Source organism: Aquirufa sp., assembly GCF_044342065.1.
Classification (GTDB): Bacteria; Bacteroidota; Bacteroidia; order Cytophagales; family Spirosomataceae; genus Aquirufa.
Genome location: NZ_JBIIQN010000001.1, coordinates 171,848 through 187,608 on the forward strand (window position 1 = coordinate 171,848; position 15,761 = coordinate 187,608).

General features: G+C 41.7%; 20 protein-coding genes. 14 read left to right on the forward strand and 6 right to left on the reverse strand.

The genetic code is table 11. From position 1 onward, the window contains the following. Positions 1-11: 11 nt before the first annotated feature. Positions 12-335, forward strand: coding sequence for a c-type cytochrome (locus tag ACIQZ2_RS00755; RefSeq protein WP_395766916.1), 324 nt, complete (start codon positions 12-14; stop codon positions 333-335). A 33-nt stretch (positions 336-368) separates the two neighbouring features. On the opposite strand, the gene ACIQZ2_RS00760 is transcribed toward ACIQZ2_RS00755, so the two are convergent. The 3 genes from ACIQZ2_RS00760 to yihA are packed head-to-tail and all read right to left on the reverse strand — an operon-like array spanning position 369 to position 2,018. After that, complete coding sequence (locus ACIQZ2_RS00760) at positions 369-857, reverse strand: GNAT family N-acetyltransferase (protein ID WP_395766917.1); 489 nt, start codon at positions 855-857, stop codon at positions 369-371. Positions 858-868: 11 nt separating this feature from the next. Next, complete coding sequence (locus ACIQZ2_RS00765; protein WP_395766918.1) at positions 869-1,369, reverse strand: DUF5606 domain-containing protein; 501 nt, start codon at positions 1,367-1,369, stop codon at positions 869-871. Positions 1,370-1,400: 31 nt separating this feature from the next. Further along, entirely contained in the window at positions 1,401-2,018 is a 618-nt protein-coding gene (yihA, locus tag ACIQZ2_RS00770; protein ID WP_395766919.1) for a ribosome biogenesis GTP-binding protein YihA/YsxC, read from the reverse strand. A gap of 141 nt (positions 2,019-2,159) precedes the next feature. Between yihA and ACIQZ2_RS00775 the strand changes: the two genes are divergently transcribed. After that, positions 2,160-2,528, forward strand: a complete 369-nt coding sequence (locus ACIQZ2_RS00775; protein WP_395766920.1) for a four helix bundle protein — start codon at positions 2,160-2,162, stop codon at positions 2,526-2,528. 57 nt (positions 2,529-2,585) lie between these two features. Next, positions 2,586-3,617 (forward strand): uroporphyrinogen decarboxylase, encoded by a 1,032-nt coding sequence (gene hemE / locus ACIQZ2_RS00780; RefSeq protein ID WP_395766921.1) that lies wholly within the window; start codon positions 2,586-2,588, stop codon positions 3,615-3,617. A gap of 58 nt (positions 3,618-3,675) precedes the next feature. Here the strand turns inward: hemE and ACIQZ2_RS00785 are convergent, their stop codons facing one another. The 3 genes from ACIQZ2_RS00785 to guaB form a co-directional block, all read right to left on the reverse strand. Further along, the gene (locus ACIQZ2_RS00785) at positions 3,676-4,203 is read right to left on the reverse strand and encodes a nuclear transport factor 2 family protein (protein ID WP_395766922.1); all 528 of its coding nucleotides are present in this window, start codon (positions 4,201-4,203) and stop codon (positions 3,676-3,678) included. A gap of 64 nt (positions 4,204-4,267) precedes the next feature. Beyond that, on the reverse strand, positions 4,268-4,834 hold the full coding sequence (locus ACIQZ2_RS00790; protein WP_395766923.1) for a Crp/Fnr family transcriptional regulator: 567 nt from the start codon (positions 4,832-4,834) through the stop codon (positions 4,268-4,270). Positions 4,835-4,928: 94 nt separating this feature from the next. After that, complete coding sequence (gene guaB, locus ACIQZ2_RS00795; RefSeq protein ID WP_395766924.1) at positions 4,929-6,398, reverse strand: IMP dehydrogenase; 1,470 nt, start codon at positions 6,396-6,398, stop codon at positions 4,929-4,931. 199 nt (positions 6,399-6,597) lie between these two features. On the opposite strand from guaB, the gene ACIQZ2_RS00800 reads away from it, so the two are divergent. Genes ACIQZ2_RS00800 through ACIQZ2_RS00850 form a run of 11 tightly spaced genes read left to right on the forward strand, consistent with a single transcriptional unit; the run spans position 6,598 to position 15,551 of the window. Then, entirely contained in the window at positions 6,598-6,966 is a 369-nt protein-coding gene (locus ACIQZ2_RS00800) for an NADH-quinone oxidoreductase subunit A (RefSeq protein WP_395766925.1), read from the forward strand. Positions 6,967-7,014: 48 nt separating this feature from the next. Next, a complete protein-coding gene (locus ACIQZ2_RS00805; RefSeq protein ID WP_395766926.1) occupies positions 7,015-7,563 on the forward strand; it encodes an NADH-quinone oxidoreductase subunit B in 549 nt (182 codons plus the stop codon). Positions 7,564-7,568: 5 nt separating this feature from the next. After that, on the forward strand, positions 7,569-8,069 hold the full coding sequence (locus tag ACIQZ2_RS00810) for an NADH-quinone oxidoreductase subunit C (RefSeq protein WP_395766927.1): 501 nt from the start codon (positions 7,569-7,571) through the stop codon (positions 8,067-8,069). 13 nt (positions 8,070-8,082) lie between these two features. Continuing rightward, positions 8,083-9,318 carry an NADH dehydrogenase (quinone) subunit D gene (gene nuoD / locus ACIQZ2_RS00815; protein ID WP_395766928.1) on the forward strand — a complete coding sequence of 412 codons (1,236 nt, stop codon included), beginning with the start codon at positions 8,083-8,085 and terminating at the stop codon, positions 9,316-9,318. A 3-nt stretch (positions 9,319-9,321) separates the two neighbouring features. Next, positions 9,322-9,807, forward strand: a complete 486-nt coding sequence (gene nuoE, locus ACIQZ2_RS00820; RefSeq protein ID WP_395766929.1) for an NADH-quinone oxidoreductase subunit NuoE — start codon at positions 9,322-9,324, stop codon at positions 9,805-9,807. Between the two features lie 8 nt (positions 9,808-9,815). Next, complete coding sequence (nuoF, locus tag ACIQZ2_RS00825) at positions 9,816-11,156, forward strand: NADH-quinone oxidoreductase subunit NuoF (RefSeq protein ID WP_395766930.1); 1,341 nt, start codon at positions 9,816-9,818, stop codon at positions 11,154-11,156. Next, complete coding sequence (locus ACIQZ2_RS00830; protein ID WP_395766931.1) at positions 11,157-12,314, forward strand: glycosyltransferase; 1,158 nt, start codon at positions 11,157-11,159, stop codon at positions 12,312-12,314. A gap of 28 nt (positions 12,315-12,342) precedes the next feature. Next, positions 12,343-13,368 (forward strand): 2Fe-2S iron-sulfur cluster-binding protein, encoded by a 1,026-nt coding sequence (locus ACIQZ2_RS00835; protein WP_395766932.1) that lies wholly within the window; start codon positions 12,343-12,345, stop codon positions 13,366-13,368. A 3-nt stretch (positions 13,369-13,371) separates the two neighbouring features. Beyond that, a complete protein-coding gene (gene nuoH, locus ACIQZ2_RS00840) occupies positions 13,372-14,496 on the forward strand; it encodes an NADH-quinone oxidoreductase subunit NuoH (protein WP_395766933.1) in 1,125 nt (374 codons plus the stop codon). Between the two features lie 4 nt (positions 14,497-14,500). Beyond that, positions 14,501-15,019: a NuoI/complex I 23 kDa subunit family protein gene (locus ACIQZ2_RS00845; protein WP_395766934.1), complete on the forward strand. Its 519-nt coding sequence runs from the start codon at positions 14,501-14,503 to the stop codon at positions 15,017-15,019. Positions 15,020-15,026: 7 nt separating this feature from the next. Beyond that, complete coding sequence (locus ACIQZ2_RS00850; RefSeq protein ID WP_395766935.1) at positions 15,027-15,551, forward strand: NADH-quinone oxidoreductase subunit J; 525 nt, start codon at positions 15,027-15,029, stop codon at positions 15,549-15,551. Positions 15,552-15,761: the final 210 nt, after the last annotated feature.

A 15,761-nucleotide genomic window follows, 5' to 3' on the forward strand; every position in this document is an offset into this window, starting at 1 on the left:
ATTTAAAACATATGAAAACTATCTCTAAATTTATTTTGTCTGCAGCTTTAGGTGTCGCTGCTTTTGGATTTGAGGCGAAAGCTGAAGATTTTCCGGCTGATATTAAGCCATTGATGCAAAAATACACTTGTTTTGCGTGCCATAAAATAGATGCACGTTTAGTAGGTCCTGCATACAAAGATGTAGCAAAGAAGAAATATTCGGTAGACAAGATTGTATCCTTAATCGCGAAACCTCAGCCATCTAACTGGCCTGGTTATCCTCCGATGGCACCTATGACAGTACCAAAAGATGATGCGGTGAAGTTGGCCAAATACATCAACTCATTGAAATAAAAAAAAGACCTTGATAAAAATCAAGGTCTTTTTTTATAAGGTTTTTAGCATCCAAATATCGCAACCATCGTGGCCGCTATTGCCCAGTGGTTTTCCAAGTTTCGTGAATCCTTGCATCTCATAAATGGAAATGGCTTTAGAAAGTTCGGGCATGGATTCAAGGTAAACTTGCGAGTATCCATTGTTTTTGGCCCATTCGAGTGATTGTTCCATGAGTTTTTTTCCGGTACCTGTTCCTCTTGCCGATTTATGGACATAGAGCTTTACGAGTTCACAGGTCCCATCTGGAAGATTGGCCGTTGGGAAAATACCACAACCTCCTACAATACTATTATTTCGTAATGCGACGTAGTAGAATGACTTGGGTGTTCTGAAAAGTTCAAAAAGTGCGTCTGTAGTAGGATCAAAGAATACCGTACCCGGTTTATTTGCACCAAATTCAGTCAAAGTCGCTCGAATTATTTCAGCGAGTGATTGGTTGTCTTGTGGTTCAATGGGTCGTATTATGATGACGTCCTCCATTCGAAGATCGTTTATTTTGCTGCTTTTTTTGCTGCAGGTTTTTTCTCTGCTTTCGGCGCTTTTTCAGCTTTCGGTTCTTTCTCTACTTTAGCCGCTTTTTCGACTTTAGCAGGGAACAATTCGGGAACGTGTGTAAAAAGTATCAAATACCAACTTAAAATTTTCTTGATATCGGAAGCAAAAACGCGATCGGAATCATAGTTGGGAACTACCTCAGCAATGATGGCATAAAGTTCAGCATCAGCGGCTTTTTTAGGCTCTAATGGCAATGAGCCATTAAATTTTGCATGGATTTGTAAAAACAAATCAGCTAAGGGCAGGGTGCTATCTTGATGATCAGCTAGGTAAAGCGAGATGTCTTTAAGGACAGAAATTCTTGTTTGACCTCCTACGACTGATTTTTGTTTCGCTGCGTCAAGTGTTTCCACGATTACACCTGTACGGGTAGGTTTTAACACTTTAAATAATCCGGGTTTACCAGAAATATGCGCAACTTCGTTTAATAATTCCATGTGTTTATAGCTATTGATGGCAGCAAAAGTATTAAGATTTCCCTATTTTATAAGGGGATGTTTGAATTAATTCGGTAATGTTGGCTAAAATTTCTTCCCTCCCAACGTGTTTTTCTGCCGAGGTGATAAATATTTCGGGAAGCTCATCCCACATGTCAAGTAGGAAGTTTTTATAAACCTCGACACTTTCATTCACTTGCTTTTGAGAAAGCTTATCGGCTTTAGTAAATACCATATGAAACGGAATTTCATGCTCGACCATGCGGCTCATGAATTCAATATCGACGGCCTGCGGTTTAAGTCGGATGTCAATCAGTACAAAAAGGCAGGTTAGGTTTTCCCGATTTATCAAATAATCAAAGATCATTTTTTCAAAATCACGTCTTTTTTCCTTGCTTACTTTGGCAAATCCATATCCTGGCAAATCGACTAGGTACCATTTGTCGTCAATCATGAAGTGATTGATGAGTTGTGTTTTACCTGGAGTTTGCGAAGTTTTGGCTAAACCTTTGTGAAAAGTAAGCGAGTTGATCAACGAAGATTTACCCACATTTGATCGTCCAATGAACGCAAATTCGGGGAATCGTGCCGGCGGGCAAGATTTATATTCAGTATTGCTCGTAATAAAGCGCGCGGATAGTTGGGCCATGATGGAGACAAAGGTAAGGAAAAAAGGCTGAAGTCTGGAGGGAGTTAGTCCGGAGGAGATTAGTCCGGAGGGAAAGAGTCCGAAGGAATATCAGTTTGTAGATACAATTCAAAGCAGATATATCGTTTGAGAAATAAATGTATGCGTGTTTCTAAATTTGAAGATTTACTAGTTTGGCAAAAGTCTATTGATTTGGCAATTACAGTATACAAGCTGTATGCAAAGAATCAGGATTGGGGGTTTAAAAATCAAATTCAAAGGGCATCGGTTTCCATAGCTAATAATATTGCTGAGGGATTTGATCGAAGCTCAGATAAAGAGTTTAAGCGATTTTTGTTTATTGCATTGGGTTCCGCAAGTGAAGTGCGTTCTATGAATTATTTGTCATTTAAACTTAACTATGTCTCCGCTGAGGAATTTAATAAATGCAATAATAGCTTAATTGAAATCTCAAAAATGTTAAATGGTCTATCACGATCTCTTAACCGAAACGAAGTTAAATATCTATAAGCCTTCGGACTTCGGACTATTTTCCTTCGGACTATTTTTTTTACCTTTGCACTCGATATGGAAAAACTACAAAACGACCTCATTCTTCGTGCCGCGCAAGGCTTAGCCACAGAACGTGTACCTGTTTGGGTAATGCGTCAAGCAGGCCGGATTTTACCCGAGTACCGGGAAGTTCGCGCGAAAGCAGGGTCCTTTATTGGTCTTGCGACAAATCCAGAAATGGCTGCAGAGGTGACCATTCAGCCTGTAGACCGTTTTGGAGTAGATGCCGCGATTATTTTCTCGGATATTCTTGTCGTTCCTGAGGCGATGGGATTGCCCTATTTAATGGAAGAACAAAAAGGTCCTGTGTTCCCAGAAGTTATTAGGTCAAAAGCCGATTTAGCTAAAATCCGCGATGCAAATCCAGAAGAAGATTTGAAATACGTGTTAGACGCCATTAAAATCGTCAAAAAAGAATTAGCCGGACGGGTTCCGTTAATTGGATTTGCGGGTGCGCCCTTTACCATATTTTGTTACATGGTAGAAGGAAAGGGTTCCAAAACCTTCTCCCAAGCGAAAAAGATGTTATACGCTGAGCCAGAGTTGGCACACGCTTTACTACAAAAGATAACAGACTCAACAATCGCTTATTTAAAAGCTCAAGTTGTTGCCGGGGCAAATTTGTTACAAATATTTGATTCTTGGGCGGGCATTTTATCGCCCACGCAATACAGTGCTTTCTCCACACCCTATCTGAGACAGATTTGTGATGCGATTCAAGAAGTGCCTGTTACGCTTTTTGCCAAAGGAGCTTTCTTTGCCCGCGAAGAAATGGCCCAATTAAATTGTGCAACCATTGGCTTAGATTGGAATATGGACATTGCAGAATCACGTAGATTAGTTGGCCCAAATAAAACCTTACAGGGCAATTTAGACCCGTGTGCTCTCTATGGTGATTTCAAAACCGTGGAGGCTGAAACCAAGGCGATGTTGAAGGCTTTCGGGACGCAGCGGTATATTGCTAATTTAGGTCATGGGGTTTATCCCGATATTCACCCCGATAAAGTGCAGTGTTTCGTGGACACCATTCAAAATTATCAAGCATAAAAAAAGCCAACCGTTCAAGGTTGGCTTTTGGGCTTACATCGCTGTGCAATCGTTTGCTTTAGCTTTCAATTTTCGGAGCCTTTGCTTCTTTAATACCAGCTTCGAATTGAACATCTAGTCCATGAGACACGGTTTTTGTGTCCTCATATACATCAAATTTTACGGCTTTACCCCATTTGAGGGTGATAAAATGAGCGCCATAATTCGTGTAAGACTCACCATTTAGTAATACACATGTGGCTTTCCAGCGGACAATGACTAGGGTATTATTCGGCCCACCTTTCACTTGAATGTCTGAAATTTCTATTTTCAAGTCAGGTAATACCGTGCCTAAGCGTTCAAACCATTTTTTAAGATTCACTTTATCATGTCGAACACCCCCTAAGGAATGGTCTCCGGCAAATGAATGTTCCAACGTTTCGTCGGATACCCCTTTTAAAAGTTCATCGTATTGATGTTGATTGACATAGCCAAATTGTTGTCTGACCTTACTTTTAATGATGGCATGATATGGATTTAACCCATAAGCGTTAACGACTGTACCTAAAATGGTAACTAATGTGATGGAAAGGAATAATTTGTTCATGTTTTTTATTGTTCAGTTATAGGCAAAACTACCTATCGACTCAAACATAAACCATGAACCTAAGTTAAGAAATGCGTGCGCGTATTCGGCTGAGCGCTTGAGGGGTAATACCGATATAGGACGCGATGTATTTGAGAGGGATTTGTTGCAATAAGCGAGGTTCTTCTGTAAATAAATTCAAATACCGATCTTCTGCTGATTGGTTTAAAAGTGATAATTCGCGTTTGGTCTTTTTTATGTAAAGCCCTTCACTGGCATATCTACCTAAGGTATTTCCAATCGACGTGTGCGCATAAATTTCCTGCAAATCTGCGTGGGAAATGCTCCACAAAACCGTTTCTGTAATGGCCTCGATTTGATATTCACTTGGTTGTTGGGTCAAAAAAGAACTATAGGCGCTTGTGAAATTACCTTCAAATTCAAAGCTAAAGGTTAGGTCGTCTATTTCTTTTGGAATACACATGCGAGTCATCCCTTTTTCAATAAAGGAAAGGAAGTTTTCTATTGTTCCTTGCGGGAGGATAATTGATTTTTTGGGAAATGTCCGACGAGTCAGTTTGGAAGAAAAAAATGCCCAATCGTTATCTGACATAGGTACAATACGATCGAAGTACTTTCTTATTTCAATCATGGTACAAGACCAATTTTATTAATAGTTGTATAATGCTATTAATCAATTTGTTATAATCTAATTATAGCATTGTATTTTTTTTCGCTCCTGCGTATTACTTGACCGAATAATTCGGCGCTTCTTTCGAAATACTCACATCGTGCGGATGACTTTCTTTCACCCCAGCAGATGTGATTTTAACAAATTTGGCTTGTTGCATAGCCTCGATGGATGATGCACCACAATAACCCATGCCGGCTTTTAATCCGCCAACCATTTGGTATAAAATTTCCGTTACTGAGCCTTTGAACGGAACGCGACCTACGATTCCTTCTGGGACCAACTTCTTGATATCATCTTCTGCATCTTGGAAATAACGATCTTTCGATCCATCTTCCATGGCTTCCAAAGAACCCATGCCGCGATACGATTTGAATTTACGTCCTTCTAAAATGATCATTTCACCGGGTGCCTCATCCGTTCCAGCTAATAAGGATCCAATCATGACCGTACTTGCTCCTCCTGCGATGGCTTTTGCCACATCACCTGAATAACGAATTCCTCCGTCAGCAATTACGGGAACATCATATTTTGCTAATGCTTTCGCTGCTTCATAAACAGCTGTCAACTGCGGCATGCCCACGCCCGCAATGATACGAGTGGTACAAATACTACCTGGGCCTACACCCACTTTGACGGCATCTGCTCCCGCTTTAGCTAGGGCTAGCGCCGCTTCGCCGGTAGCAATGTTTCCTACGATAACGTCTAATGTTGGAAATGCTTTCTTTACAGATTTCAACGCATCAATAACGCCTTTTGAGTGTCCATGTGCGGTATCGATGCTGATGACATCTACTCCCACGTTCACTAATGCTTGCACGCGGTCAATCAAATCAGGGGTCACGCCTACAGCAGCACCTACGCGCAAACGGCCTAGGGAATCTTTAGACGCCAAAGGGTGTGACTTGCGCTTTAGTATATCTTTATAGGTAATTAAACCAATCAATTTTCCATTTTTGTCAATGATTGGAAGTTTTTCAATTTTATATTCTTGCAAAATGCTTTCGGCTTTCTCCATGCTGATACCCTCTTTGGCCGTAATCAAATTGTCTTTGGTCATGATCTCAGCCACTGGGCGTGCTGTTTGCTTTTGGAAACGTAAATCGCGGTTGGTTAAAATTCCCACCAAATGGCCATTATCGTCAATGACTGGAATACCACCAATCTTGAATTCCTTCATGATGCGTTGTGCATCGCCTAAGGTTTGATTGTCTTTTAAGGTAACAGGATCAATGATCATCCCCGACTCAGAACGCTTTACTTTGCGCACTTGAGCTGCCTGCTGATCAATCGTCATGTTTTTATGAATGATTCCAATTCCGCCTTCTTGTGCTAGGGCAATAGCAAGGTCCGCTTCGGTAACTGTATCCATTGCAGCGGAAACAATGGGAATGTTCAATGAGATGTTGCGTGTTAAGCGGGATTGCGTACTAACTTCACGAGGTAATACTTCTGAATAGGCAGGTAATAACAATACGTCATCGTATGTTAAAGCCTCAAAAAGAAATTTGTTGGAATCGAGCATGGCAAATAATTTGAAGGAGTGTAAGAACTACGCTTATTTGCCGGACAAAATTACAGGATTTTTTTGATTTTTTGGTACACTTTTCAAAAAATACGCGATTCAAAGCTAAGGCTGATTTTTAGCTACGATTTTTTCGCATAAATTCTAAAATTTTAGATTTTATGCAGTAAATTGCGGCTTCATTTATTTAGCCTTTGTAATGAACTATCAACCTCAAGATTTTCTGCCGATATTCGTTCAGCTATTGGCAGCATTAGCCTTTATTTTCGCAACCATGTTTGCGACACATGCTTTGGGTCCCAAACGCCATTCAGCCAAGAAAGACGACACTTTCGAGTGTGGGATTGAGTCTATTGGCGATGCGCGTACACCTATTTCGGTAAAGTATTTCTTGGTAGCGATTTTGTTCGTGCTGTTTGATATAGAAATCGTTTTCATGTATCCATGGGCGGTTAATTTTCGTGCGTTATCTTGGGATGGCTTTTATGACATGCTCGTATTTATGGGTTTGTTATTGGCCGGCTTCATTTATGTCATCAAAAAAGGAATTTTAAAGTGGGAAAAATAAACATATTGGGCTAGCCTAAAGTTTATATATTCAACAGACTAAAAAGATATGAGTAATTCAACGGTTCAAGTTGCAGAAGCGCCTCCAGGAGTGGAGGGAGCTGGTTTTTTTGCGACAAGTTTAGATAATTTGGTCGGTTTAGCTCGAGCTAATTCATTGTGGCCATTGCCATTTGCAACCTCATGTTGCGGGATTGAGTTCATGTCCACGATGGCATCCCATTACGATATTGGTCGATTCGGAGCTGAACGTTTGAGCTTTTCAGCACGTCAAGCGGATGTTTTGATGGTAATGGGAACCATTTCGAAGAAAATGGCGCCGGTTGTTAAACAAGTGTATTTGCAGATGGCTGAGCCTCGTTGGGTTCTTTCGGTAGGCGCATGTGCTTGTTCAGGTGGTATTTTTGATACCTATTCGGTATTGCAAGGCATTGACCGCATCATTCCGGTTGATGTGTATGTTCCAGGATGTCCACCCCGCCCTGAACAAATCTTGGATGGCTTTATGCAAATTCAAGAATTGGCTAAAAAGGAAACAACTCGCCGTAGAAACGAGCCTGAGTATAAGGCATTGTTGGCATCTTACGGTATAGAATAACGAGCATGGAGAATCAACAAATAACGGATGCTTTAGTTGCACAATTTGGAGCGGAATCTGTCTATGGCGTGACAGAATCTCATGGTATTTTACAGTTTACGACAGGGGTAGAAAACATTGTTCCGATGTTTCATTTCTTGTATGCCCACCCTGTATTTAAATTTCAATTTTTGACGGATTTAGCAGGAATACATTTTCCGGATGCTAAAGGACAAGAGCTGGGTGTAATTTATCATTTACACAGTTTAGAAAACAATGTGCGTTTAATGATTAAAGCCTATGCGCCAATCGAAGCCCCTAATTTTCCAACGATTACGGGTTTATTCGCAACAGCCAACTGGATGGAGCGTGAGGCTTTTGATTTTTATGGAATTTTATTTGATGGGCATCCGAACTTGACGCGTATTTTGAATATGGACGAGATGGATTACCATCCAATGCGCAAGGAATATCCGTTGGAAGACGCAACGCGTCATGATAAAATTGATGAATTATTTGGACGATAAAAGCGAACAAAGCATGTCAGAAGTAGCCTTAGTAAATAATCCTAATGTAGGTTTAGATAAGACGCAAAAGGGCGGTCCTTATGTAAATGACCTTTCAACGCTAAATTTAGGTCCCACGCACCCTGCCACACATGGTATTTTCCAGAACATTTTGACAATGGATGGGGAAACCATAGTAGATGCGGAGCAGACGGTAGGATATATTCACCGTGCGTTTGAGAAAATTGCTGAGCGTCGTCCTTTCTACCAAATCACCACCTTGACGGATCGGATGAACTATTGTTCAGCACCCATTAACAACATGGGCTGGCACATGACGGTTGAGAAGTTATTGGGTATTGAAGTTCCCAAGCGTGCGCAATACATGCGGGTAATCATGATGGAACTCGCGCGTTTAACGGATCACATTGTGTGTAATTCGATTCTTGCGGTAGATACGGGAGCTTTGACTGGCTTTTTGTATGTATATCAGTGGCGTGAATTCATTTATGAGATTTATGAGGAGATGTGCGGTGCCCGTCTGACCACCAATATGGGTCGTTTTGGGGGTATGGAGCGGGATTTTACGCCCGTTGCCTTGGAGAAAATCAATAAATTGTTAAAAGAATTACCGGCTGCTTTAAAGGAATTTGAAGGCCTTGTAATGCGTAACCGTATTTTTATGGACCGTACGCAAAATGTAGGTGGAATTTCTGCTGAGCGTGCCTTAAATTATGGCTTTACGGGGCCTAATTTACGGGCTACTGGTGTTGATTACGATGTTCGTGCGATGAATCCTTATTCATCTTACGAGGATTTTGAGTTTGATGTACCTGTGGGAACAAAGGGTGATACCTATGATCGTTTTTTAGTGCGCGAAGAGGAGATGTGGCAAAGTTTGCGCATTATTCAGCAAGCCATGGACAATCTACCTGAAGGACCTTACCACGCAGATGCGCCGCATTATTATTTGCCAGATAAGCAGGATGTATATCACAATATGGAGGCATTGATCTATCACTTTAAAATTGTGATGGGCGAAATCGATGCACCGGTTGGAGAAGTTTATCACGCAGTTGAAGGCGGTAATGGTGAATTAGGTTTCTATTTGGTTTCAGATGGAGGACGGACACCCTATCGTTTGAAATTCCGCCGACCAGGCTTTATTTATTACCAAGCTTTCCCTGAGATGATTAAGGGAACCACCCTTTCAGATGCAATCGTAACGATGTCATCCATGAATGTTATTGCAGGAGAGTTAGATACTTAAGACATGAGCAACATTATTTTCCCAGCAGAAACGCTGGAATTGGTTAAAAAGATTATTGCCCGTTATCCAGAAGGGAAACACAAATCGGCCATTTTACCTATTCTTCATTTAGCACAGGCTGAGTGGAAGTGGTGTTCACCGGAAGTTATGGATTATGTAGCTTCCTTGCTTTCCATTAGTTCAATTGAGGTATATGAGGTGGCAACATTCTATACCATGTTCCATTTGGAGCCTGTGGGCGAGCATGTAATTGAATATTGTCGTACCGGTCCTTGTTGTTTGATGGGAGGGGTTGAGGTGTATGATCACTTGAAGAAGCGTTTGGGTATTCAAACAGGAGAGACGACGAAGGATGGTAAGTTTACGATCAAAGAAGTGGAGTGTTTAGCTGCTTGCGGTTGGGGTCCCGTATTCCAAATCCGTGAAAAATATTACATGCATTTGACGAATGACAAGGTGGATGAAATTATAGATGAATTGAGTAAATAAGGCCTAGGATGAAGATATTAACCGAACATATAGACGTACCTAACATCGACACGATTGACGTGTACATGAAACATGGTGGGTATTCAGCGGTCAAAAAAGCGTTAAAGAAAATGACTCCAGACGAAGTTACCGAAGAGGTAAAGAAGTCTGGTCTTCGCGGTCGTGGGGGCGCAGGTTTCCCTATGGGCATGAAGTGGTCATTCTTAGCAAAGCCCGAGGGTGTACCTCGTTACCTTGTGTGTAACGCAGACGAATCAGAGCCTGGTACGTTTAAAGATCACTATTTGATGTGGAAGACACCACATACCCTCTTAGAAGGAATGATTGTTTCAAGCTTTGCTTTGGGAGCTAATACCTCTTATATCTACGTTCGTGGTGAGTTGATGTATGTCATCAATATCCTTGAAAAAGCGATTCAAGAAGCTTATGATAAGGGATTATTAGGTAAGAATATTTTAGGATCTGGCTACGATTTAGATCTTTTTGTCCAACCCGGTGGTGGCGCATACATCTGCGGTGAAGAAACAGCATTGCTGGAATCATTGGAAGGAAAACGTGGCAATCCACGTAATAAGCCGCCATTTCCCGCGGTAAAAGGTTTGTGGCAATGTCCCACGGTAGTCAATAACGTGGAGTCCATTGCGGCAACTTCTTGGATTGTCAATAACGGCGGCGATGCTTATGCCGCGATTGGGGTTGGAAGAAGTACAGGAACTAAATTGATTTCAGCTTCTGGTCATATTAAGAAGCCAGGTGTATATGAAATTCCGTTGGGAATTACGGTGGAAGAATTTATATACTCAGATGAATATTGCGGAGGTATACGTGACGGACATAAATTAAAGGCTGTTGTGGCTGGAGGGTCCTCTGTGCCCATTTTGTCAGCTGATAATATCCTTACCACTGATGCGGGTGAGAAGCGTTTAATGACCTATGAATCTCTTTCTGATGGTGGATTTGCAACCGGAACTATGCTAGGTTCAGGCGGTTTTATCGTAATGGATGAGACTACCTGTATTGTGCATAATACCTTAACTTTTGCGCGTTTTTACCACCATGAATCTTGTGGTCAATGTTCACCGTGTCGGGAAGGTACCGGCTGGATGGATAAGGTAATCAAACGTATTGAAACGGGTAAGGGTCGTTTGGAAGACATCGATTTATTAGTTGATGTAGCCAAGAAAATCGAGGGCAATACGATTTGTCCTTTGGGTGATGCAGCGGCTTGGCCTGTTGCGGCGGCAATTCGTCATTTTAGAGATGAGTTTGAGTGGCATGTTACACATCCGGAAGAGGCAACAAAACCAGGTGCCGTATACATGCGTCCAGGAGCTAGTTGGTCAAAATAAATGGTAGAAAGCAAGAAACTGTTTGTTGGCCATGACGCAAATCGTGCGGGTGCGCAGTTGGTTCTTTTACATTGGTTAAAAGAGCGCAAGGCGCAAGGCTACACGAATTATTTGTTGCTTGTGGATGGCGGAAGTTTATTGGAGGAATATAAAAAAGTGGCTAAGGTGTGGGTTTGGAAAACCGATCGTCCACTTTGGTTTAAGATTAAGCAACGTTTACCAGGGCTCCGACAAGCGGAAGAATGGGATAAGACGCCAAGTCAACGTAAAATGTCTCAAATATTGTCTTCGCTCAGCGAGGAGGCGTTTGATTGCATTATTGGAAATACGGTTTCGTCCCTTTCCTTGTTACGTGAATTAGTAACCTTGCATGTGCCTTTTGAGGTTTATGTGCATGAGTTGAGTTATTCGATTTCAAATTTTACTTCTGAAGAAGATCGGAAGTTTATGGCCAATCAAGTGAGTCGCGTGTATGCTGTTTCGGCTTTAGTTAAAACAGTACTCGAGAAAGAGGTAGGAGTTAAGGCTGAAATTATTGATTTATTGCCTCCAATTATTGAGTTACCGGAGGCGACTAAAAATACAAATGACCCGGTGCGAGCGGCGTTAAGAATACCGGCCAACTCGCCTATTGTGTTTAGTTGCGGATTAGCTGAATGGAGAAAGGGACCGGATGTGTTTTTGGAAGTTGCAAAAAAGTTGATTGATAAAATGCCAACGGTGCATTTTATCTGGTTAGGCTTATTGGATAATGATTATTCGAACGAATTGCTTGCAAGCAAGACGGTTTGGGATAAAAACCAGCAGGTACATTTGTTGCCGGTATGTTCAGATAGCCGACCATATTTTGAAGCGATGAATTTATTTTTTCTTTCATCACGGGAGGATCCGTTTCCTTTAGTGATGTTAGAAGCTGCTCACGTAGGAAAACCCATTGTAGGTGTGCGAGCTAGTGGAGGTGTAAATGATTTTCTGAAAGGATTGGATGAATTGTTGGTTGATAGCTGGGATGTCCATGTGTTTGTGGATAAAATAGCCTCCTTACTACAATTAAGTCCTACGGCGTTAGCGGCGTACCAGCAAGATTTAAAAAAGCGCGCTGTGCAGTATTCTGCGTCTTTATTTATGGACCGATGGTCCCAATTACATAGCAAATAACCGGGAATTACCCGCTAGATGATAGATTATGAAAGTTACGATTGACAACATCACCCTGGAAGTAGAACCGGGAACCACCATCATGCAGGCCGCTCGAATGATCGGTCCTGAGGTGGCACCTCCTGCGATGTGTTATTATGAGCCTTTGCAAGGATCTGGCGGAAAATGCCGGGCTTGCTTGGTGAAGGTTACGGCAGGTTCAGAAAAGGATCCACGTCCGATGCCTAAATTAGTTCCTGCCTGTATCACGGCTGTTCAAGACGGTATGATCGTTGAGAATACAGTCAATGAGCAGGTTTTGGAAACGCGCAAAGGTATTGTGGAGTTTTTGTTGTTGAATCATCCACTGGATTGTCCGGTTTGTGATCAGGCTGGCGAATGCCACCTACAAGATTTTTCTTTTGAGCATGGGGTTTCAAGTACGCGTACCGTGGAGGAACGTAATACATTTGAACCAGTTGATTTAGGGGAAAATATCAAGTTGAATATGAACCGTTGCATTTTGTGTTATCGTTGTGTTTACACTGCCGATCAAATCACAGATGGCCGTGTTCATGGTGTGATGCATCGCGGAGATCACGCTGAAATCAGTACCTATATAGAGAAAGCGATTGATAATGATTTCTCGGGAAATGTGATTGATGTTTGTCCTGTGGGCGCATTGACTGATAAAACCTATCGATTTAAGAGCCGTGTTTGGTTCTCAAAACCGATGGAAGCGCACTGCTCATGTGATAAATGTTCTGGAAATGTGACTTTGTGGTACCGCGGTGATGAGGTAATTCGTGTAACGGGTCGCAAGAATGAGTGGGGTGAATTGAAAGAATTTATTTGCAATACGTGTCGTTTCGATCGCAAGAAAACGAGCGATTGGGTGATAGAAGGACCTACCAATGTTTCGCGTCATTCAGTGATTTCAGCTAATAAATATGGCGCTGGATTAATCCGTCCTGCTTTTCCAATTGCCCAAGCAGCACGCGATTACAAACTAATCGATGACGATCGCGATCGTAGTTTTTTAACGAATCAAGCTAGTTTACCTGCAAAGAAATAGGATATGGAATTATTTAATGATGTTTTTACCGCCAAGGCCATTTTTATCGGAATCGTATTTGCGATTACGCTGGGTGTAGCGGCTTATTCAACGTATTTTGAGCGGAAGATTGCTGCCTTTATGCAAGATCGAATCGGTCCAGATCGTGCGGGTCCTTTTGGTATTTTACAACCATTAGCTGATGCGGTCAAAATGTTCATGAAGGAAGATTTCATTCCGGCAAATTCCAACAAATGGTTGTTTATCGCCGGTCCGTGTTTATCTATGTTAACTGCTCTGATGACTTCTGCGGTAGTTCCTTTTGGGGATACAGTAACCATCAGTGGAGTAACATTTGATTTACAAGGTATCGATGTAAACATCGGTATTTTATGGGTTTTTGGAATTGTTTCTTTAGGGGTATATGGGATTTTAGTGGGCGGATGGGCTTCCAATAACAAGTATTCGTTATTGGGTGCAATACGTGCCGCATCACAAAACATCTCCTATGAATTAGCGATGGGTATGTCCATCATTGCGATTTTGATGCTATCGGGCTCTTTGTCGACCAAGGCAATTGTAGAAGCCCAGCAAGCGGGTCATTGGAATATCTTGCAACAGCCGATTGGTTTTGTAATTTTCTTGATTTGTGCATTTGCGGAATGTAATCGTACGCCTTTCGACTTACCGGAGTGTGAAACTGAGTTGATCGGTGGATATCATACGGAATACTCTTCAATGAAGTTGGGCTTTTATTTATTCGCAGAATACATCAATATGTTTATTTCGGGCGCAGTAATGGCAACTTTGTTTTTTGGAGGCTACGATTATCCAGGGTATTCGTATATCGCAGCTCAGTTAGGCTCAAATGCCGCCGCCTTCATTGGTGTTGGGGCTTTGATTGGAAAAGCACTATTCTTTGTCTTTGTATTTATGTGGGTACGTTGGACGCTACCACGTTTTCGTTATGACCAACTGATGGGCTTAGGGTGGACCGGGTTGATTCCTTTGGCTATGTTCAATGTGGTGGTGACGGGATTTGGTATATTGATCGATCAGCCCATTCTTGCAGGAGTAGGCGGGATTGTTATTTTATTTGTGGGCTTATTTGTAAATGATGCCCTTTCAAGAAAGAAAAAAATAGCTTAGGCATATGAAATTAAGTAATAAAACAAAGGTGTTGGAACAAGGCGAAATGACTTTGGCTGAGCGCATGTACCTTCCTGCAATTGTAGGCGGTATGGCTACGACCCTGAAGCACTTTTTCTCTAAACCCGTAACGATACGTTATCCGGAGCAAAAACGTTACCTAGGACCTATTTACCGTGGACAGCATATCTTGAAGAAGGATGAGCAGGGCGCTGAGCGTTGTACTGCATGCGGACTTTGTGCCGTAGCGTGTCCGGCTGAAGCTATTTCGATGGTTGCAGAAGAGCGAAAGAAAGGAGAGGAAAAACTGTATCGTGAAGAGAAGTATGCCAAAGTTTATGAAATAAATATGTTGCGTTGCATTTTCTGTGGATTATGCGAGGAGGCTTGTCCAAAAGAAGCCATCTTCTTGCGTCATGATACCATGGTTCCCGTATTCAGTACGCGCGATGAAGTTATTTATGGGAAAGATAAGTTAGTAGAAAACATGGACCAGCGCTATTTACGCGACGGTTGGAAATAAGCATATTATGGAGATTACAAATATTTGGTATTTTCTGTCAGCCTTGACACTTTTAAGTGCACTGATGGTCGTTTTTGCAAAAAACCCGATTCACAGTGTTTTGTACTTGGTGTTTACATTCTTTTGTATTTCGGGACATTATGTGTTGTTAAATGCCCAGTTTTTGATGGCCGTTAATATCATTGTTTATGCGGGTGCCATCATGGTTTTGTTCCTCTTTGTTATCATGATGTTGGATTTACGTAAAAACATGCCTGAATCGAAATCCTCATTGGCTAAAATGGCTGGATCGGTGGTCGCTGGTACCTTATTGGTTATTCTTGTTGCAGCATTTCACAAGAATAATTTACCTGCTCCTACGGCAGAAAATACGGCTAATTTTACCTCCCAAACCGGTATGGTTGAAAATTTAGGTAAAGTTCTGTATTCGGAGTATTTATTGCCTTTTGAATTAGTCTCCATTCTTTTCTTTGTGGCGATGGTTGGTGCTGTATTGTTAGGAAAACGCGAAGCTGGAGAACGAAATTTTTAATTCAGATGATTGCATAGTAAATGAGGCTGCTCTATTTGGGCAGCCTTTTTTTGTTTGCTTTTTTATGAAATTCGATGCGTAAACTGATTGAGTTGACGATACCCTGGGGGATGAAAATCGGCGTAATTGGGGTGAAAGTCGACAAGATTGTTCGGCTTGTCCTTAGTATTTATTATTTCAGCCTGAATGCCTAGCTTTGTATTGCAAAAA